The 571-nt window shown below is 39.6% G+C and carries 1 protein-coding gene; it reads right to left on the bottom strand.

The genetic code is table 11. The features are described from left to right. On the bottom strand, nt 1-571 hold a 571-nt coding region (locus tag GMD4S_RS10215; RefSeq protein ID WP_000303213.1), incomplete at both ends, for a coiled-coil domain-containing protein.

Here is a 571-nt window from a genome sequence, read left to right as displayed (position 1 = left end):
GCTTCTGCTTCAGCTGCTGCTTTTGCTTCTGCCTCTGCTGCTGCTTTTTGTTCCAATAAAGTAGCTTTATCACTTTCTGCAGTAGCTTTCTCTGCAGCAAGGTTTAACTCAGCAACTTTCAACTCTGCTTGTTTTGTTGTCAATGCTTGTGCATCGTCAGCAAGTGTTTGTTGGTTCGCAATGACAGTGTTGATTGCTTCATTATTTGCAACCTGTTTTTCAGCGATAGATTTCTTATCAGCTTTCTGTTGTTCCAACATTTTGTTGTTAGCTGATACAATCTCGCTCATGGCTGCAACACGTGAAATAGCTTCCGTAATTGATTTTGAGTTTACAATTGTATTGATGTAGCTAGTTGCAGCACCGTTAGTTTGTGCGCTACGTGCTTGTTTCTCCAAAGATTCATTACGAGCAACAATGTTCTTAGAGAGCTCTGTAATTTCTCCTTCAAGTTTTTTAGATTCAGCCTGTAGAGTTTCATTCTCAGCTTCCAAGTTCGTTTGTTGAGTTTGGATAGCTGTAACTTGCGTTTGGATTTCATCTACTTGTTTTTGAGCTTCTTTTTGTTGAG

This window comes from Streptococcus sp. GMD4S, from assembly GCF_000296955.1.
This window is presented reverse-complemented; position numbering and strand designations above follow the sequence as displayed.